The organism is Kaistia terrae (assembly GCF_026344005.1).
GTDB lineage: Bacteria > Pseudomonadota > Alphaproteobacteria > Rhizobiales > Kaistiaceae > Kaistia > Kaistia terrae.
The window spans coordinates 38,321-57,042 of record NZ_JAPKNH010000012.1; the positions used below are offsets into that span (position 1 = coordinate 38,321).

The 18,722-nt window shown below is 62.6% G+C and carries 16 protein-coding genes; 6 read left to right on the forward strand and 10 right to left on the reverse strand.

Annotated elements, in window-relative coordinates; all coding sequences use genetic code 11:
* A complete protein-coding gene (locus OSH12_RS22835; RefSeq protein ID WP_266345942.1) occupies positions 1 to 1,578 on the reverse strand; it encodes a sugar ABC transporter ATP-binding protein in 1,578 nt (525 codons plus the stop codon).
* The gene (locus OSH12_RS22840; protein WP_266345943.1) at positions 1,575 to 2,549 is read right to left on the reverse strand and encodes a substrate-binding domain-containing protein; all 975 of its coding nucleotides are present in this window, start codon (positions 2,547 to 2,549) and stop codon (positions 1,575 to 1,577) included. Before OSH12_RS22840 ends, OSH12_RS22835 begins: the two co-directional genes overlap by 4 nt.
* A 486-nt stretch (positions 2,550 to 3,035) precedes the next feature.
* Between OSH12_RS22840 and OSH12_RS22845 the strand changes: the two genes are divergently transcribed.
* On the forward strand, positions 3,036 to 3,890 hold the full coding sequence (locus tag OSH12_RS22845; protein ID WP_266345944.1) for a sulfurtransferase: 855 nt from the start codon (positions 3,036 to 3,038) through the stop codon (positions 3,888 to 3,890).
* Between the two features lie 78 nt (positions 3,891 to 3,968).
* Here OSH12_RS22845 and OSH12_RS22850 read toward each other — a convergent pair whose 3' ends face one another.
* The 6 genes from OSH12_RS22850 to OSH12_RS22875 all read right to left on the reverse strand — a co-directional run bounded on the left by OSH12_RS22850 (position 3,969) and on the right by OSH12_RS22875 (position 11,151).
* Entirely contained in the window at positions 3,969 to 4,865 is an 897-nt protein-coding gene (locus OSH12_RS22850; RefSeq protein ID WP_266345945.1) for an SDR family oxidoreductase, read from the reverse strand.
* Between the two features lie 49 nt (positions 4,866 to 4,914).
* Positions 4,915 to 7,023 carry an ADP-ribosylglycohydrolase family protein gene (locus tag OSH12_RS22855; RefSeq protein ID WP_266345946.1) on the reverse strand — a complete coding sequence of 703 codons (2,109 nt, stop codon included), beginning with the start codon at positions 7,021 to 7,023 and terminating at the stop codon, positions 4,915 to 4,917.
* 24 nt (positions 7,024 to 7,047) lie between these two features.
* A complete protein-coding gene (locus OSH12_RS22860) occupies positions 7,048 to 7,893 on the reverse strand; it encodes a carbohydrate ABC transporter permease (protein ID WP_266345947.1) in 846 nt (281 codons plus the stop codon).
* Positions 7,890 to 8,735 carry a carbohydrate ABC transporter permease gene (locus tag OSH12_RS22865; RefSeq protein WP_266345948.1) on the reverse strand — a complete coding sequence of 282 codons (846 nt, stop codon included), beginning with the start codon at positions 8,733 to 8,735 and terminating at the stop codon, positions 7,890 to 7,892. The genes OSH12_RS22860 and OSH12_RS22865 overlap by 4 nt, the downstream gene beginning before the upstream one ends.
* A 67-nt stretch (positions 8,736 to 8,802) precedes the next feature.
* Complete coding sequence (locus OSH12_RS22870) at positions 8,803 to 10,119, reverse strand: ABC transporter substrate-binding protein (protein ID WP_266345949.1); 1,317 nt, start codon at positions 10,117 to 10,119, stop codon at positions 8,803 to 8,805.
* 27 nt (positions 10,120 to 10,146) lie between these two features.
* The gene (locus tag OSH12_RS22875) at positions 10,147 to 11,151 is read right to left on the reverse strand and encodes a LacI family DNA-binding transcriptional regulator (RefSeq protein WP_266345950.1); all 1,005 of its coding nucleotides are present in this window, start codon (positions 11,149 to 11,151) and stop codon (positions 10,147 to 10,149) included.
* Between the two features lie 286 nt (positions 11,152 to 11,437).
* Between OSH12_RS22875 and OSH12_RS22880 the strand changes: the two genes are divergently transcribed.
* The 3 genes from OSH12_RS22880 (at position 11,438) to OSH12_RS22890 (ending at position 13,885) form a co-directional block, all read left to right on the forward strand.
* On the forward strand, positions 11,438 to 11,887 hold the full coding sequence (locus OSH12_RS22880) for a DUF1801 domain-containing protein (RefSeq protein WP_266346028.1): 450 nt from the start codon (positions 11,438 to 11,440) through the stop codon (positions 11,885 to 11,887).
* A gap of 111 nt (positions 11,888 to 11,998) precedes the next feature.
* A complete protein-coding gene (locus tag OSH12_RS22885; RefSeq protein WP_266345951.1) occupies positions 11,999 to 12,913 on the forward strand; it encodes an AraC family transcriptional regulator in 915 nt (304 codons plus the stop codon).
* A gap of 222 nt (positions 12,914 to 13,135) precedes the next feature.
* Positions 13,136 to 13,885: an SDR family oxidoreductase gene (locus tag OSH12_RS22890; RefSeq protein ID WP_266345952.1), complete on the forward strand. Its 750-nt coding sequence runs from the start codon at positions 13,136 to 13,138 to the stop codon at positions 13,883 to 13,885.
* 147 nt (positions 13,886 to 14,032) lie between these two features.
* On the opposite strand, the gene OSH12_RS22895 is transcribed toward OSH12_RS22890, so the two are convergent.
* Positions 14,033 to 15,799: an oleate hydratase gene (locus OSH12_RS22895; protein WP_266345953.1), complete on the reverse strand. Its 1,767-nt coding sequence runs from the start codon at positions 15,797 to 15,799 to the stop codon at positions 14,033 to 14,035.
* A 302-nt stretch (positions 15,800 to 16,101) separates the two neighbouring features.
* Positions 16,102 to 17,403, reverse strand: coding sequence for a H(+)/Cl(-) exchange transporter ClcA (gene clcA / locus OSH12_RS22900; protein ID WP_266345954.1), 1,302 nt, complete (start codon positions 17,401 to 17,403; stop codon positions 16,102 to 16,104).
* A gap of 564 nt (positions 17,404 to 17,967) precedes the next feature.
* Here clcA and OSH12_RS22905 point away from each other — a divergent pair.
* Complete coding sequence (locus OSH12_RS22905; protein WP_266345955.1) at positions 17,968 to 18,270, forward strand: urease subunit gamma; 303 nt, start codon at positions 17,968 to 17,970, stop codon at positions 18,268 to 18,270.
* A gap of 21 nt (positions 18,271 to 18,291) precedes the next feature.
* Entirely contained in the window at positions 18,292 to 18,702 is a 411-nt protein-coding gene (locus tag OSH12_RS22910; RefSeq protein ID WP_266345956.1) for an urease subunit beta, read from the forward strand.
* Positions 18,703 to 18,722: the final 20 nt, after the last annotated feature.

Consider the following 18,722-nt stretch of genomic DNA (forward strand, 5'->3'; position numbering starts at 1 on the left):
TCAGGCTGCCGCCTTGGGAAGCGTCATCAGGCGCATCAGGCTCTCTTCATCGGCGTCGCGGCCGGCGAGTTCGCCCGTCAGGTGGCCGCTGCGGATTGCCAGGATGCGGTCGCTGAGCGCGAGAACTTCCGGCAGGTCGGACGAGATCAGCAGGATGGCGACGCCGTCAGCGGCAAGCTCACGCAGCAGCCGGTGCAAATCCGTCTTGGCGCCGATATCGACGCCGCGTGTCGGCTCGTCGACGATCAGCAGCCGGGGCTTCAGCGCCAGCCATCGCGCCAGCACCACCTTCTGCTGATTGCCGCCGGAAAGCGTGGCAATCGGCGCGTCGGCTCCTGCTGCGCGCAGCTTCAGCCGATCCCGGAACTGCTGGAAGGCGAGCTTCTCCGCCTTGCGGCGCAGGGTCCCGAACAGGCCGGGACGAACGCTGCCAACGGCGGCAAAGTTTTCGCTGATCGGGAGCGAGGGAAAAAGCGACTGCTGCTTGCGGTCTTCCGGCACGAGTGCGACGCCGGCCGCAATGGCATCGCCTGGACCCTTGGGCCGAAAAGCCTGTCCGTTCAGGCGGATGACGCCAGAGCCGATCGGATCGGCGCCGAAAATCAGTCGGGCGATTTCGGTGCGGCCGGCGCCGACAAGCCCTGCCAGGCCGACGATCTCGCCGGCCCGGACAGCGAAGCTGACGCCCTCGACCGAGGCCGAACGGGCGGAGCGCGGCTTGCTATGCAGATTCTCGACCTCCAGCACCACCGCGCCCGGCTTCGAGGCGGCGTGATCGCGGTCTTCTTCCAGCAATTCGCGGCCGACCATCCAGCGCACCAGGTCGTCGATCGTGGCGTCGGCGATATCGCCGCGCGCCACGACCACACCGTCGCGCAGCACGGTAAAGCTGTCGGCGAGTTCCTTGACCTCTTCCAGCCGGTGGCTGACGAAAAGGATCGCGACGCCTTCGGCCGTCAGCGAGCGAATGACCGATTTGAGGCGGCCCACTTCGCGCGGCGTCAACGAAGCCGTCGGTTCGTCCATGATGATCAGGCGGGACTTCAACGTCAGCGCCCGTCCGATCTCGACAAGCTGTTGCTCGGCGATGCTCAGATCCGCAACCCGTCGTCCCGGAGCAATGTCCGCACCAAGCTGCTGCATCACGGCCGCGGTGCGCTTGGCGATGCCGCGCCAATCGACCAGGCCAAGCCGGTTGACGGGCAGGCGACCCGCGAAGATCGTCTCCGCTACCGTCAGATCGGGAAACAGGCTGAATTCCTGATGGATGGTCGAGATGCCGCGCTTCTGCGCATCGTTCGGCCCTGTCAGCTCGACGGGCTGGCCGTCGATGCGGAGCGCGCCGCCATCCGGCTTGTGAATGCCGCTCAGGAGATTGATCAGCGTCGACTTGCCCGCGCCGTTCTCGCCGAGAAGCGCATGCACCTTGCCCGCCGCGATCGACAGCGAAACGCCATCGAGAACGGTCACGCCAAAGAAGTTCTTGGTAAGTTTTTCGACGTCCAGAAACGCCTCATCGGGCGGCGTGGCGCCACCCGATGAAACGTCATTCCTGGCATCACTGCCGGTTGCGATCATTTCGTGATCGTACCGATGCGTTCGGCTTCGGCGAGGTTAGCCTTGGTGATGGCGACCGGCTCGACGAGGATGTTGGAATTGGCCGGCTTGGTGCCTTCGCGGATGAAGTCGACCAGCGTCTTCACCGCGACGCGGCCCTGCTTGCCGGGGAACTGGTCGACGGTTGCGGCCAGCGAACCGTCGCTTACGGCCTTCAGCGCATCGGTCGAGCCATCATAGCCATAGATGGCGATCTTGCCGTTGAGCTTGCGGGCTTCGACGGCCTGCACGGCGCCGAGCGCCATGTCGTCATTGGCGGCAACGATTACCTGCGGCGCGTCGGCAAGACCGGTCAGGATATTCTCGGTGACCGAAAGGCCCTGATCGCGGCTGAAACGAGCGGTCTGCTCGGAGACGAACTTGTAGAGATCCGGCTGCTTGTCGAGGACGGTATGGACGCCCTGGTTGCGGTCGTTGGCGGTCTTGTCGCCGGGGATGCCCTGCAGGTTGATGATCGTCGCGCCCTTCGGGAACTGCGCGGCGATGGCTTCACCCTGGCGTTCGGCGCCCTTGACGTTGTCGGCGGCGACATTGGCCAGAACTTCCGGCACGCCATTGACCGGACGGTCGATCGTCACGACCGGCACGCCGGCGGCGATGGCGGCCTTGACGGCCGGAGCGAGCGCGTCGGCGTCGGCCGGAGCGATGATGATGCCGTCGACGCCCTGCACGATGGCGGCTTCGATGTCGGCGATCTGCTTCGGCGCGCTCAACTGGCCGTCAGCGCGGAGGATCTTCACCTTGCCGAGCTTGCCGGCTTCATCTTCCAGCTGTTCCTGCAGGAAAACGAAATGCGGGAAGGAATAGGTCAGCGAGGAAACGAGGATGGTAACCTCTGCATCCTTGCCCTTCGGCTCGGCCGAAGCGTGGAAAGCGGGGGTCGTCGCAAGCGCCGCGAGAGCAAGCGCGGAGATCGTTGCCTTGATCGACATCGGTTTGAAATTCCCTTGGGACTTCAGTGCCCAAGCGTATTTGGGCGGTTGATACTGCAGTATCTATATTGAGATTGTCGTCGATCCCTGAAGGCAGGATTTTCTGTGAAAATGCGATCAAAGGAAACACAATTCCAAAACAAACAGAGCCTGTCTAGCCGCCTATCTTTGATATCTTAGATTGCTTCGTCGTATGTTTACCACCCTCTCCTGGCGACCCAGTGTCTGCGATCCGTGCAATGGGTGAATGGGTATGAGCGGGTGGCGGCTGAGGCTGGACTTCCGCGCCGCCCGGCCTGCGAGCGATCGATTTTGGTGGACGCGGACGGCTGCGGTTCGACGCCGGAATGACGGCGGCGACTAGCGACCGGATGGGGCTTCTTCTATTGCTTTGGGCATTCGGACGGCGGGGTGCGCGCGCCTCCCTACGAGGCTGACGGTAGCCATCCGGACGGACCAGGATTTCGTTTTTGTTGGAGAATGACGATGAGCGAATGGCTTGTAACCACGGACTGGCTTGCATCGCATCTGGGCGATGCCAAGTTGGCCGTGCTCGATTGTTCCTGGTATCTGCCCGATTCCGGCAAGCAGGCGATTGATGATTTCCGTCGCAGCCATATTCCCAGCGCGCGCTTCATCGATCTCAGCGCGGTATCGGATCCGGACTCGCCCTATGTGAACATGCTGCCGTCTGCCGAACTCTGGGCCAGCGAAATCGGTCGCCTCGGCATCGACAACGAGACGACCGTGGTCATCTACGATGCCGGCTATGTATCTGCCCGCTTGTGGTGGATGTTCCGCGTCTTCGGCCACGACAAGGTTCGGATTCTGGATGGCGGCTTTCGCAAATGGGTTGCCGAAGGGCGGCCGGTCGAGGCTGGTGATGCCAAGGAGACAGCGCCCGCGGCTTTCGAGGCCACGCTTCAGGCGGGCCGGGTCGTCAACGTCGACGAGGTGCGCGTCGCGCTCGATAGCGGGGTGGCCGTCGTCGATGCTCGCACCGCGGCGCGCTTCGACGGAACCGAAGGCTCCGGCTATCCTGGAGTGGCGAGCGGCCACATGCCCAACGCAATCAACACACCCTGGGCCAAATTCTTCGATCCGGCGAATAACTTCGCCTTTGTCGATGCGGAAGCTGCCGCAAAGGTTTTCGCAGATGCGGGTGTCGATATCACCGGCTCGGTGATCACGACCTGCGGTTCCGGTGTGACGGCCTCGATCCTGGGCTTCATGATCGAACGCGCCGGCAACGAGAACTGGAAGCTCTATGACGGCTCCTGGCACGAATGGGGTCAGCGCGAGGATACGCCGAAGCTGAGCGACGCTGCCCCCAAGGCCTGATCGTGCCTTTGCTCGCTGGATCGCCAGTGTCCGGACGTCGTTCCGTCGGGACACTGGCCGCGATCCGTAGTGGGGAGCTTATCTTTCGTAGAACTTGTTCAGCCTTGCGCTGATGACGACCTCGTTGAGGCAGACCGAAGCCGGCTGCGTCACGATGAAGAGGGCAAGCTCGGCAAGATCGGCCGGCTGCAGCATCTCGGCTCGTTCCTGGGCGGTCGGCGGCGTCGGCCGCTTTTCGAGGATCGGTGTCGCGACTTCGGCCGGCAGGATGGCCGTCGAACGGATGCCGTTGCGATATTCCTCCATGTTGATGCTCTGGCTCATCGCCACGACAGCATGCTTGGCCGCCGTATAGACCGGGCCGCTGACAGGGTGGATGAACTTGCCTGCCCAGGACGCGATGTGGATCAGCTGGCCCTGCTGGGCCTTGCGCATGGGATGCATAGCGGCAGCTGCGCAATAGAAGGCAGCTGACAGATTGCTGTTGATCAGACCATCGATGCTGTCGGTGGTGAGGTCTTTCCAGGCGCGTTCGACGATGTTGCCGCCGGCATTGTTGACCAGGATGTCGAGCCGGCCGAACCGCGCCTCGATTTCGGCAACGATCGCGCCCGCCGTTTCGGGCTGCGTCAGGTCGCCGGCTCGTGCGAGGCTCGTGCCGCCGTTCTTGGCGATATTTTCTGCTGTCTGCTCGAGCGCTTCCTGACGCCTTCCGGTCAGGACGACGGTGCAGCCGGCGCTCGCCAGCGCGGTCGCGACCGCCTGTCCGATCCCGCTGCCCGCGCCGGTGATCCAGGCGACTTTTCCAACCAGACTGTTCATGCTCTTCCCGTCCTTGAAGGTGAGCGCCGCTGATAGCGAATGGAGAGGCGGAAGGGCAAGTGTGTCGACCGCAATGTGGCGGAACGGATAGGCGATGGCGACGATATCGCCAGCCTCGACCGCGCCAGAGGACCGGCGATTCAGCGCGCACATCGAGATGGGCACTGCGCAGAGGGGGCTAGCCCTCTGCGCAGTGGATTTGTTACGCGGCCGAGATCTTGACGGTGTCGGTCGAGAGCGCGCCTTCATAGACGGTCAGGCCGATTCCGCCATCGCGGAAGGCTTCGGCGCTATTGTCCGTCGCCTCGATGGCAACGCCGCCGACGGTGGCCGAAATCGTCGAGCCGACGACCTTGGCGCTGACGGGGATCGCCTTTTCTAGCACGAACTCGAACGGCTTCGACGCCAGCACAACTTCCTTCTCGTCGCGCACGCGGACGATCTGAAGCTGGCCGTCCTGGGTGATGCGGATGCTGTAATAGCGGCGCAGGCCCTGGACGCGCAGCGCGACGCCACCATGGACGGCGAGATGGATCATGATGTCCGCGTCGAGCGCGTAATCGGTCCATTCGCGCGTGCCATGCGAGACAATGCCATCGCCCAGCGATTGCGAGATCCGGAAGCTCGGCGGGAAGCGCTTCGAGAAGAAGCTGACGCCGTTGACCCAGGCCATGCGCCAGAAATCGCCGTCGCCGGCCGGACGCTTCAGCGTCACTTCCGGCGCGCCGTCGAAGCGCAGGTAATCGACCAGCACCTTGCCATCGGCGCGACGGCCGGTTGCCGTCAGCACGACGCCGATTTCGGCGATCGGCTGGCCGTCCAGTTCGGGCAGGCGCCAGTTCAGCACGGTCTCTGCGCCGGGAGCGAGCTTTACCGCTTCGCCATCGATATCGCGCAGCTTGTCGGCGCCGTCATAGACGCGCAGACGCAGACGCGCTTCGACCTCGCCCTTGTTGGCGGCAGGCGCCACGACCCGCGCCTTCACAACCTGGCCCGGATAGACCAGCGGCGTTGCCATCAGGTCATAGGTTCGCATGTTGAGAAGTTCAGGCGGCGAGAAAGTGGGGCTGATCGCCGCCGCTTCCTGGCCGGGGCCAAGCGCCTCGTAGCCGATCGAAAGGGCGCGTGCGTTGCCGAATTCCTCGTTGCCGACGCGGAGGAACGCATTGGCCGTGAAACCACCCTGCGGGCGGAATCCCTGCTGGCTGCCCGGCAGCGAGAAGTGGAACTGCGCGCCGTCCTTCGGCTTGTCGAGCTTGTCCTGGCCGGCGAGCTGACGACCGAGATTGGTGAGGTAATAGGAGACACGGACAGCGTCATTGATCGAATTGCCGCCATCGCCAGACGAGATCAGCAGCCGGTCAGCGATAGGGCCGCGCCAGTCCGGGCCGGCCTCGATGCCGTCGAGACCGAGCATGATGCCCATCAGGCAGCCGACATTGCCGGCGTTGCAATCGGTATCCCAGCCCGACGTGTTGACGATCATCTGCGCTTTCTGGAAGTCGTCCGGCGCGTAGAGCACCGACATGATCATCAGCGCGTGGTTCGGCACGACGTGGCAGTTGCCGGGATATTTGTCGTAGCCGTAATGGTCCTGGATCAACTGGCGGGCGACGCGCCAGTCGGCGTTTTCCTTGCGCCAGCGGCGGACGTCGGCGATCAGCTTCGCGATCAGGCTGTCCGCCGGAATGACCGAGAGACCGACATCGAGCAGGTGGTCGATGTCGCGGCTCTGGAAGGCTTCCGCTTCCATCGCGGCCCACAGCATGGCGGCATAGACGGATTCGCCGTCATGGCTGACCTTGCCGGCCTGCTCGGCGAGCTTTGCCGCCAGCTTCGGCTGGTTCGGCGCAACGAGCGCCCAGCCATCGATGAAGATCTGCGCGCCGATCTGCTCGGCGACGGGCTGGCCATTGGTCGCCATCGAACCGGAGGCGGGCGCAGGAATGCCCTTCTTCAGGTTGATCCAGGCCGTGTGCTCGGTCGAATTGCCGACGCCGCCCCACCACAGGATCGAGCGCTCCTCGACGATATAGTTGAGCCATGCCTTGCCGATATCCTCGGCCGAAAGGTCCGGCGAAACGCCGTAGTCTTCCAGCGCGCGGACGAAGGTGAAGGTGCCGGCGACGTCGTCATCCGTGACGACGAGCGGCTGGTCGAGACGGTCATGGACGTAATAGTCGATCGGCCCGAGCTCTTCCATGATGCGCTGGTAGGTCCAGCCCTCGAAGGGACGGCCGAGATAGACGCCGATCAGCTTGCCGAGAACGCCGGCATAGACGCGATCCAGATAATCGTTCGGTAGGGTCATGTTGCCTCCATAAGAATCTTGTTCTCAGCCCTTCACCGAGCCGCCGGCCATGCCTTCGATGAAGCGGCGCTGCAGCAGGACGAAGAGGACGACGACGGGCAGGACGATGATCAGGGCTGCGGCCATGATCTCACCCCAGTCCGAGCTGTACTGGCCGCTCAGCAGGAAGAAGGACACGACGGCGGTCATGTTCTCCGAGCCCTGCAGGAAGGTGGTCGCGATCAGGAACTCGTTCCAGGAATAGAGCCCGATGATCAGCGCGACGGTCAGGATGCCGGGGGACACGATCGGCAGCATCACCTTGGTGAAGACCTGCCAGTGATTGGCGCCGTCGATCTGTGCCGCTTCCTCGAGTTCGCGCGGAATGGCGAGGAAATAGGTGCGCAGCAGCATGACGGCGAAGGGTGAGAAGATCGCGGTATAGATCAGTGCGACGGCGAAGGTGTTGTTGATCAGCCCCAGCTTGGCGAAGCCGAAATAGAGCGGGAACAGGAACAGCTGGATCGGCGCCGTCGTCGTGCCGAGCAAGTAGAAGGTGACGATCTTCCAGCTTTCGATCTTGCGCCGGGCCAGCACATAGGCCGTCAGCGACGAGGTCGTGCAGACCAGGACGATGGTCGTCGCGGTCAGGATCACCGAGTTTAGCATCGTCTGCGAGAAGCGGGCGTCTTCCCAGGCGCGGGTGAAATTATCCCAGCGGAACGTCTCCGGCCATGCCAGCGGATTCTGCACGATCTGGGCGGCAGGCTTGACCGAATTGAGCACCAGCAGCGCGATCGGAAACAGCGTGATGATCAGCGCGATGCTGAGCACCGTATAGGTCAGGATGAGCGTCGCCCGGTTCTCGACGAGTTTCACTTCGTGCTTCACTGGTGGAACTCCTTGGCCTGCGCCCGGATGTAGAAGGCGGTCGCGACCAGGCCGAAAAGGCTGATGACGACGGCGACGGCCGCGGCCTTGCCGACAGCGAGGTCATAGAAGGCGCTGCGATAGGCGAGGGTGGAGAGTACTTCGCTGGAGAAGGCGGGACCGCCCTGGGTCAGGATGTAGACGAAGTCGAACACCAGGAACGACCAGATGACGGTCATGATCATCATCAAGGTGATGGTCGGCCAGATCGCCGGGATCAGGACGTAGCGAAGGATCTTCCAGAAGCTGACGCCTTCGAGACGCGCAAACTCGATCTGTTCCTGCGGGACCTGGCGGAGCGCTGCGAAGAAGATCACGCAGAGAAAGCCCCACCAGTGCCAGAGGTCGACCGTCGCGATGCCGAGCAGCGCCGTGGAGGGTTGCGACAGCGGATCGATCGTCGGGAAGCCCATGCGCTGGAGCATGCCGTTCACGCCCGAGACCGGGCTGTAGATCATGCCCTGCCAGACGCGCGCCAGAATGGCGGTCGCGATGATCATCGGCAGGAAATAGATGACCTGGAAAAACATGCTGCCGCGACGGGCGATCAGCAGCAGCGTCGCCGCCAGCAATCCCATGAAGATCGGGATCGTCAGGAAGATGCCGGTCCAGATCAGATTGTTGGTGAGCGCGGTCCAGAAAACGCGGTCGCTCCAGAGCGCCTGGAAATTCTGAAGGCCGATAAAGACGGGCGTCGTGATGCCGTCCCAGCGGAAGAAGGCCAGCGCGATGGTCAGGACTGCGGGAATGAAGATGATGACGACATTGATGAGCAATGTCGGAACGAGATAGAGCCGATACATGCTGGGTTCTCCGCGGGAAAGAGCAGCGACGACGATCGCGCCGCTGCTCCGCCAGGCGCGTGGGGTGTTACCGGGCGGGGATGGCCGGCACCTTGCCGTCGGCCTTTTCCTGCAGGAACGTCGCGTTGAGCTGTTCCAGGAACTGGGCCGTCGTGCTGCGGCCGAGCCAGACTTCCTCGATGCCGCTGACCAGGTAGGAATCGGTCGCCGGCGGCAGGAATGTCCAGGTCGTGTAGCCGTACTGGTTGTCGCCAACGGCTTCGGCCAGCGTCTTCATCGTCTCGCCGTAGAGCGGCAGGCCGTTGTCGACCTGTACTTTCGACAGATCGGCCAGTGGCGTGTTCCACTCGCCCGGCCAGGCCGAGTTCATGACGCCATACGTCTTCTCGGAGAAGATGTAGTCGATGGCCGCCGCGGCGCCGTCCGCGTTCTTGGAGGTGGCGGCGACCGAGAAGGTCGAGCCGACGCCAAGCGGATAGACCGGACCGTTGATGCCCTCGGCGCTCGGGAAACCGACGAAGCCGACTTCGGCGTTGTTCGGTGGGAAATAGGTGTTCACGCGCTGGAACTGCCAGGTGCCCGTCGGCATCATGCCGGCCTGTCCGGTCGCCATCTGGGCGAAGGCCTGCTCGTCGCTGAGCGAGAAGTAGTTCGGGCCGAAATAGCCCTTCTGCCACCAGCTGTTCAGCGTATCGATCGCCTTGACGAAGGGCTCGGCGGTCCAGGGCAGTTCGCCCTTCAGCGCCTTGTAAACATTCTCCGGTCCGGCGATCGAGTTCAGCACGATCGAGACATAGTGCTCGTTGGCCGGGCGCCAGTTGGCGTTGCCCGAGGCGAAGGGCACGATCTTCTCGGCCAACATGGCGTCGGCAAGCGTCTCGATCTCGGCGATCGTCGTCGGCGCCTTCCAGCCGTGCTTCTCGAACAGGGTCTTGTTGTAGAACAGGCCGAGCGTCTCGTAGGTCTTCGGCAGCGCATAGAGCTTGCCGTCATACTTGCCCATCTCGATGAACACCGGAAGAATCCGGTCGGTCCAGCCGAAGCGCGTGACGTAGTCGTCGAGCGCCAGCAGCTGGCCGGCGCGGGCCATCGGCGCGACATAGGTCGGGCCGGCCGTGTAGACGATGTCCGGGCCGTTGCCGGAAAGCAGCGCCACGCGCATCTGCTTGTCGAGTTCGGTGCCGCGATAATCGATGGTGAGGTTAAAGTCCGGGTTCGCGGTGTTGAACGGTTCGATGATGCCGGACTTGATGTAGCCCTGCTGCTTCGGATCGGCGCTCTCATACCACCAGGTGATACGCTTGCCCTCGGCAAGGGCTGGGCCGATCAGGGCGGTGCTGGCCAGGAGCCCGAGGGATCCGGCGATGAATGTACGTCTCTTCATGGTTTCCTCCTTCAATCAATCTGACGTCTAGACGGTGCCGCGCTCGATCAGCTGAAACGGCATTTCCTCAATGGTGCCCTTGCCCGAACGGGATCCGCTCAGGCGTTCGATCAGGATTTCGGCGGCTTTCTCCCCCATCCGGTCCTGAAACTGCGCGACGGTGCTCAGCGGTGGCGTGACGAGGCGCGCGGCTGAAATATCGTCAAAGCCGAAGACAGCGATCTCACCGGGAATGGCGATGCTTCGTTCGCGAAGCGCCTGCATGACGCCGATCGCCATCAAATCGTTGGCAGCGAAGATCGCGGTCGGCTCGTATCCCGTCGCCAGGATCGCCTCGGCGGCGCGAAATCCCGCACCTTCGCTAAAGTCATTCTCGATGATGACGAGCGGCTCGATGCCGGCGCGGCCAAGCACCTCGCGATAGCCCTCGACCCGGACGCCCTGCGGTCCGCCGGTGCCGGCCACCATTGCGATGCGGCGATGGCCCTTGGCGATCAGGTGCTCCGTGACGGAAATCGCCGCGGCGTGGCTGTCGACGAAGATGTCGTCTATGGCGAGGTCGCCGCCGCGCTTCTTGGCCGATTCAATCCGCACCACCGGGATGCCGATATCGAGCAGGGGCACGAAGTCCTGGACGCGCACGGTGAAGAAGACACCGATGACGCCGTCGACGCGGCCCTGCCGGGCCCAATCGAGGAAATGCCGCTCGCGCGCCGGGATGCCATCGGTGTTGACGGCGATGACGTCGTAATCATGGTCCTGGGCGATCTTCTGAACGCCGCGGATAAGGCCGGGATAGAACGGATTGGTGATGTCGGGGACGATGCAGGCGATTGTCATCGTCCGCCGCGTCTTCAGCGCCTGCGCAAACCGGTTCGGCACATAGCCGAGTTCCTCGGCGACGGCGCGGATCCGCAGCACGGTCTCGGCGGAGACCGACTGGGTCGTCGCCCCGCCCAATACCATCGACACCGTTGCCTGCGAGACACCGGCACGGATCGCGACGTCTTTTTGGGTGGGTCTGCTCGACACTCGGTATCCCCTTATACGTATTATTTATACGTATAAGTAGCGCCACGATGGAGTCAAATGGATTCCTGCGATCTCTCGCCGCCACATCGAAACCCGATCCTCCACCACGACGCCGCCGTTCCGACACGGGCATCGCGGCACGCTTTACTTCCGCAAGATTTGTCGGGCTCGTCTGTGTATTCTTGGTGAAGTGCAGATGGCACAGTCAGCCAGAGATAACCGCGATGGTTCAACGGGATACACCACCCCATGGCCTTCTCACCGATATCCATCTGAAGGGACCGTGATGCGCGACCAGCGAGGAGCTCCCCCCGTTCCAGACGCGGTTGCATCGGCTTTCGCGGGATTTTCCGGACCGACCCGAAGTCGACTCCTTCGCATTCGCCAGCTGATCTTCGAGGTTGCCGAAACGACTCCCGGCGTCGGGCCGCTGACGGAAACGCTGAAATGGGGCGAACCCGCCTATCTGACCAATGCCTCTCGATCTGGCAGCACGATCAGGCTTGGCGTCGTCAAAACCCCGCCAGACACCGCGGCCATCCTGTTCAATTGCCGCACCACCCTGGTGGAGAGCTTTCGGGCCCATTTTCCGGATGTCTTTGCCTATCAGGGCAACCGGGCGATCCTGGTTCCGACCTCCGCCCCCCTGAACGAGCAAGCCCTGGCGATCTGTCTGGCGATGGCGCTCACCTACCACCATCGAGCAAGGTCCTCCGCCTTATCGAGCGGACAGTAACATCGGCGCCGGCATGTGAGGCCTCCCGATGGAGGCTGCTGCAGGTTCGCTGGATGAAAGGGGCGAGATGACTTATAAATCATGGAATAGATTTATTACGGATCGTCTCGGATGGACCCCTTCAGCGATGTCATCGCCCTACTTCGACCGAGCACGGCCATCTCCAAGCCCATCAGTGGGCGAGGCCGCTGGGGCATTCGATATGCGGCCCATCATGCGCCCGGCTTTACGATCATCCTGAAAGGCGCGTGCTGGATCGCCTTCCAGGGAGAGGAGCCCTGGAAGCTGGAGAAAGGCTCCTTTCTTCTCCTGCCCTCCACCCCGGCTTTCACCTTGAGCAGCCATCCCGGTATAGCCTGTGAGCTGCGCGACCCGATGGACGTGCCCGTCCGCCACGGCGAGCAGGAAGGCGAGGCGGATTTCGAAGCGCTCGGCGGCACCTTCCGCATTGAGACGGTCAATGCGCCGCTCTTGCTCGCCCTGCTGCCGCGCATGATCCATATTCCGCCCTCGGAAGGGCGATCGGTGCGGCTCGGCCGGGTGATTGACCTCATCATGGAGGAATGCGGCGGCGACGAACCGGGCAAGGAAATGATCCTTCAGCGCATGCTCGAGGTTCTGCTTGTCGAGGCTTTGCGCTGGCACGGAATCGCGACGGACGGCGACCGTGCCGGTCTTCTCAACGGGATGCGCGACCCGGCCCTGGCGCGCGTCCTCGGCGCCATGCACGCCGATGTGCGGGCCGACTGGACGGTCGCCAGCCTTGCCAAGATCGCCGGGCAGTCGCGTTCCGCCTTCGCCGCGCGCTTCGGCGCGGTCCTCGGCTGCGGCCCGATCGAATATCTCGCTCGCTGGCGGATGGCGCTGGCAAAAGACGCCCTGCTGCGCGGCGCCAAAACGCTCGATCGGATAGCCGACGAGGTCGGCTACGAATCCGCGAGCGCTTTCAGTACGGCCTTTCGCAAGCGGATCGGATGTCCGCCGGGAAAATTCGCCCGGATCAGCGGCGTCATCGAACCCGCCTAGGCTCGGTCATACGGGTCAGGCTCGCGGCACGTGAAGCATCCACGTCTGCGACGTCGTCCGCATCGCGCTTGATGCTCTTCTTGCATCCGCGTCTGTAGGGACCCTCTCTTGCCATTGCTTCCCACGAATTGGACAGTTGGAAATTAAAAACAGACGTTTGATTATGGGTCGTCCCACCAATGCCGCCTATCAAGGAGCCATCCGAAACCAATGGAGGCTCCCATGCAAACGATCCTGATCACCGGTACATCCTCGGGCTACGGCCTCGAGATCGCGCGTCATTTCCTCGACAAGGGCTGGAATGTCATCGCGACCATGCGGCGCCCGGATGCCGCTCTGCTGCCGACCTCGCCCAAGCTGCGCATCCTGCCGCTCGACGTGACGAACGAAGAGAGCATTGCCGCCGCCATCGCAGCGGCCGGGCCGATCGACGTGCTGGTCAACAATGCCGGCATCGGCGTCGTCGGCGCGTTCGAGGCCACGCCGATGGCGCATATCCGCAAGGTGTTCGACACCAACACCTTCGGCGTCATGGCGATGTGTCAGGCCGTCATTCCGCAGATGCGCGAACGCCGCTCCGGCGTGATCGTCAACGTGACGTCGAGCGTCACGCTGGCTTCCATGCCGCTGGCCGCCGCCTATACCGCCAGCAAGCAGGCGATCGAGGGCTTCACCGGCTCGCTCGCCCATGAACTCGGCCATTTCGACGTCCGCGCCAGGCTGGTGGAGCCGGGATATGCCCCGACGACCCGTTTCGCCCAGAATACCGACCTGCGCGTCGAGGATCTGATCCCTCCGGCCTATGCCGGTTTCGCAGCACCGATTTTCGAGGCTTACGCCAAGCCGGCGCTGACGACGAAGGAGGCGGATGTCGCGGAGGCCGTCTGGGCCGCCGTCCACGACACATCGGACCGGCTTCAATTCCCGGGTGGAGCCGACGCTATCGCCCTCTATCAGGCTCGCCACGGTTGAGGTTGGACCCGGCTTGATCCCGAACAACGGGGTAGATCGGCGGTGCCGTGTCTATCCCTCGTTGTTCTTCAAGTTCCATTTGCCACGCTTGGCATTGAAGGGAGCAGCCGGGCCCAGCGCATGTCTGGCTCGGCCCGGCAATCCGCCTCACTCGGGGATGAGCTTGTATTCCTTCAGCAGGTTTCCGACCTGCGTTCCGTCGACCTTCTTCAGGAACAGGTGCTGAAACAATTTGGGGCCAGGAACGTCGAGTTCCCTGCCATCCCGCAGGACATGCATGGCGCCCAGCATTTTCCGGATATCGTAGGTCGAGTTGAATACTTCCGGAACGCCGCGCTCCACGCCGAGCAGGGTGTAAACGGCCTCCATCGGCGTACGGACCGAATACTCCGTCGTGAATATGCAGTCCCGTTCTCGTGTTTCAGCGAACTGGCCAATGAATGCGAAGTTCACCGACCCCTCCGGGACCACGTCCGGCCTGTCGCCAGCCTTTCGGGGCATGAAGAACGAGGTGACGTAGGGCATCATCACCGGCACGGCCCGGGCGCCGGTCGCGGCCAGTTCGGGAATGTCCTGAACGGGAACGCCCAAGTGATAGAGCCATTCCTGTACAATCTCCTCGCCGGTGCAGTCCTGCATGGGCTTCTTTACGAAGTCCCCGGCCTTTTCCACGAACAACGAGTAAAACCAGACAACGATTTGGCTCTTGCTCTGCTTCTTGAAATGGGGCTGGCGATTGACCGTCCAGCTACACAGCCAGCTTGAATCTTTCGCGGTCACGATGCCGCCCGAGACGACCTTGCCGTTGAAAGGATCGCGCTTGCATATCCGCGCGATATACTCCGGGATCCGCTCATCCAGCGTGGTGATCGTCGCCGATTCCCACTTGGTTTCTGGAATATGGCCCGCAAACACCTCAGGCCGGCCAAAGGCGTCGTCCTTGGCCGCGATGCGCCTCCACAAATCCCATGCCGGGGCCGGGCCAGTGTTGAGGGCCGCGGGCGTGTGATGATCGCCATTTTCGGAGTTTTCGGTCAAAGACCCGATCGTCATGAACACGAGGTCGTGTTCTCCCAGGGTCACGCCCCCAGCCTGTCCATTCTCGGTCCAATGGATCCGGGTAGCCTGCTTGCGGCCGGGCTGGATGTCGAAATCGACGTCGGTGACCTCCACCCCATAGTGGAACTTCACGCCGTGGCCGGAGAGCCAGTTCACCAGAGGCAGCACGAGGGATTCATACTGGTTGTAGCGCGTGAACTTCAGCGTTGAGAAATCGGCCAAGCCTTTGATGTGGTGAATGAAGCGATGCAAATAGAGCTTCATTTCCAGCGCAGAGTGCCACTCTTCAAAGGCAAACATCGTCCGCCAGTAAAGCCAGAAATTGCTGGCGAAGAATTCCTTGCCGAAGACTTCGTTGATGCGCTTGCCTTCCATATCCTCGCGGGTCGCCATGAAGATCCGGACAATATCCTTCTCACCGTCGGGACCCAGGGTCAGGAGCTGCTTGTTGGCCACGTCCTGGCCCTGCTTCTGGGTCACCCTCTGAAGCGAGTAATTCGGGTCATCGCGGTTGAGATAATAGAACTCTTCGAGGACGCTCGCTCCTTCAACCTCAAGAGAAGGGATGGAGCGGTAAAGGTCCCAAAGGCATTCGAAATGGTCTTCCATTTCGCGTCCGCCACGAATGACAAAGCCCTTGTCCGGCTCGTCGATGCCGTCCAGCGCGCCGCCTGGCAGCCCTAGTCGTTCGATGATCGTTATCCTGTCGCCGGGCATGTGACCATCCCGGATCAAGAAGGCAGCGCCTGCGAGCGCTGCAAGACCAGAGCCGACGAACCATGCCGTCTTGTTCTCAACGCCTTCGCGTTTGCGTGGTCGGACAAAAGCTTCGTAGTTGCCGCTTGTATATTCCATTTTGCCTTCCACGATATAATAAAGAAATTTCGTTGATATGCCATGACGGCTAAAGACAGCGCTTCCGCGATGCCAGGATTTCCTTTGTAGATCGCATCCAAATCAGCAATCAGACTATGATTCTTTGATCGTGCCTGTCCATAGACCTCGCGGCCGGGGCAGGCGATATGACCAGACGGCCTTGGGCGGCGGCGGTCGTGATGACAGAGAAGCGGAGGATGACGCCGAGCCATCGCCGGGCGCCCGAACGTCATCCGGGCGGAGGAGGAGGCCATGGCATGGATAAGGCGGATTCGAGCCGCTCAAGCCAGTCCCGTTGGTTCCTCTTTCGCGATAGGCGTCTTGAGGCCCGCCTGCCTCAGCGTGCGATCGAGAAGCTCGGTATAAAGGGGGCGTCCGCCGCACCATTGGGCGATCAGGCTCGCGGTGACGCAGGTGGCCATCAACGGTAGGACAAGGGCGTAGGAGCCGGTTATCTCCAGCGTCAGGGCGACGCCGACGATCGGCGCGCGCACGGAGGCTGTGAAAAGTCCTCCCATCGCGACGATCGCGAACGCAAGCGGAGCCATCCCTGAATCAGGCAGAACGAGCGCCATCGCTTGGCCGAAGGCCAGTCCGAGGCAGCATGCGAGCGCCAGGATCGGGGCAAAGACACCGCCGGGGACGCCGCTCGAATAGCCGCCGACCATGGTCACGAACCGGATGGCCCCCAGCATCAGAAGCAAGGTGATGGTGGAGTTTTGGGAGGCGAGGTCGAGAATGACGCTTTCGCCGCCGGTGACCGTCATCGGGGACAGCACGAGGAGCGCCCCGCTGAGAAGGCCAACCACCGCCGGGTAGACATAGGGCGCGCGCTTCTGGCTGTGGGCGCTGAAGTCCATGGCCCAGAGGATGCTCCTGTTCAGCGCCACGCCGATAAACCCGAGGAGGGCGCCGAGCAGCAGGAAGGCGGGCAGAAGCGTCAGAAGCGCATCGGTCGACAGGTGCGGCAGCAGTAATGGCAGCGTCGGGCCGGTTCCGACCATGATTTGCGTGACGACCGTCGAGGCTATCGCCGCGAAGATCACGCCGAGATAGGTCCGGAACGTGTAGGGAAACTCCTTGTGGGTTTCCTCTATGATGAACAGTACGGCGGCCAGCGGGGCGTTGAAGGCGCAGGCAAGTCCCGCCGCGGCGCCCGAGGCGAGCAGGCCGCGTCGCTCCAGTTCCGTGGTCCGGAAACAATCCACCGCCGCCGCGGCCGCCGAGGCGCCCATGTGGATTGTCGGCCCTTCACGGCCAAGAACGAGGCCGGAGCCAAGCGCCAGCAGGCCGGCGAAGAACTTCACGGGCAGGACGCGACGCCACCGGACCGGGCGCAGTCCAGCCAGGGCGCCCTCGATCTCCTGCACGCCGCTGCCGCCGGCTTCGGGTGCAAAGCGGCGAACCATGAAGAGCGCGAGGACGGTGCAGGCCATCGTCACGAGGGCCGCCATTCCGGCCAGCGGCCAGCCGCTCGCGACGCGTGCGAGAAGTTGCGGCCAGACGATCAGCCAGTCGACGAGCAGATGAAACAGCGAGCCGATTCCGCCGGCCACGCCGCCCACCAGGACGGCGAGCGCCATATAGCGCGCCTCTCCCGGCCGATCCCCCGGCTGTCCCTGTGCGAGCATATCCGCGTCCGTCACAGCCGGAGAGCGTTGAGCCGTAAGCCGTTCATGCATGCCTTGTTCCGTCCCTTCCGTTCTGCCGATGCCCTTGCGGCCTGGGCATCCATCCCGTTGGCGCACCGGAGAGATCGCGGCTCACGCGTTGAGCCTGTTCTTGTAGACGGTGCCCACCAAAATCGCCCGGTGAAATCGTCAAGTCCACCACCCCGGCCGGTGAAGGGAGCTGGACCGCTGTGTCGGTGAGCGAGGACGGGAGGGCGGGATTTGTCTCAATCTGCAATTGAGTCGCGCTATGGCTGTGTTTGGAATCGAGGGTTGTCGTGCGTGAATTCTCGCGTCTTGTCCTAGGTTTCGGCCGGTTTTGACTTCAATTCGACCGAGGATGATGCGGAAAGCGGGGCACTTCGAGCTGCCTAGCGCCTTGCGTGGAAATAGATTCTCATCTTTATTCGTTGCAGGATGGCCTGCATCGGATGCGGTTGAAGGACAAGATGATTCCCGTCCGTTTTGGAGCGACACATGCATTTTACTCCCCGCGAGATTGATAAGCTTCTCATCTACACGCTCGCTCAGGTGGCGCAGCGACGGAAAGATCAGGGGCTAAAGCTCAACCATCCCGAGACCGTGTCGTTGATCTCGGTGGCTGCTCTTGAGGGCGCACGCGCCGGCAAGACCCTGGAAGAGGTCATGGAGTCCGCCAGCAAGACGATCACCCGCGATGACGTCATGGAAGGCGTCGTCGAGATGATCCCCTATGTCCAGGTGGAAGCGGTCTTCACGGACGGCAGCCGTCTCGTCACTGTCCACGATCCGATCAAGTAGTACCGAACAGGGGGGGCTTCGATGAGCTCAGATCAGAAGAAGGCGCCTGTCGGGGGCTTGGTCCTTGGTAAGGGCGATATCGAGATCAATGCGGGCTATCCCACGACGACATTGAAAGTCCGCAATACCGGCGATCGACCGATCCAGGTCGGATCGCACTATCATTTCTTCGAAGTGAACGCCTCGCTCGAATTCGATCGGGAGCAGGCTTTCGGGAAACGTCTCAACATTCCGGCGACAACGGCGCAGCGCTTCGAGCCTGGCGACGAGAAGGAAGTCACCCTCGTTCCGTACCAGGGCAAGCAGCGCGTGCTGGGCTTCAACGGTCTGGTCAATGGTTGGGTCGGCGACGAGAACTATGACGATTACCGTCCGCGCCTGGCCGATGCCATGGAGCGCATCGAGCGCTACGGATTCAAGAACAAGTCCTAGTTTGTCGTCCCAACCCAACA